This is a genomic window from Vibrio sp. 10N.222.55.C6 (assembly GCF_041473395.1).
Classification (GTDB): Bacteria; Pseudomonadota; Gammaproteobacteria; order Enterobacterales; family Vibrionaceae; genus Vibrio; species Vibrio crassostreae_C.
The window spans coordinates 1-378 of sequence record NZ_JBFRSD010000308.1 but is presented as its reverse complement, the minus strand read 5'-3'; the positions used below and the strand labels follow the sequence as shown (position 1 = coordinate 378).

At 37.6% G+C, this 378-nt stretch carries 1 protein-coding gene; it reads right to left on the bottom strand.

Annotation, left to right across the window (positions count from 1 at the left end):
• On the bottom strand, positions 1-216 hold a 216-nt coding region (locus AB4486_RS23820; protein WP_372119057.1), incomplete at its 3' end, for a DUF4136 domain-containing protein.
• Between the last annotated feature and the right edge of the window lie 162 nt (positions 217-378).

Sequence of the window (378 nt, the reverse complement as noted above, 5' to 3'; positions counted from 1 at the left end):
AACCCCTGTGCGGCTCATTTCTTTAATGATCGCACTTTCAATCCTGATTGAGTCGATACTAATCGGTATTTTGTTCTTCTCTTCTGCCGCAGTCCCGGGCGAGCTGAAATCATAGGTTTTATACATTGAGAAATCGGTTTGCTTATCGAAGTCAGTATTTATTGTAGAGCAGGCAGCTAGAGGAAGCGTTAATAATATGGTGGTTAGACGAAGCATTTTCTATCTTCTTGGAAGGTGGTTTGAAATGAAATTTTCTTCTGAAGGTGATTATACTTGTCCGGTATTCGATACTTTATGTTCGTTATATTCAGTCAATCTGATAGTAAAAGTGACGCGATTAATCGTATTTTAACTTTATTGTTCAAGGGCGAATTATAT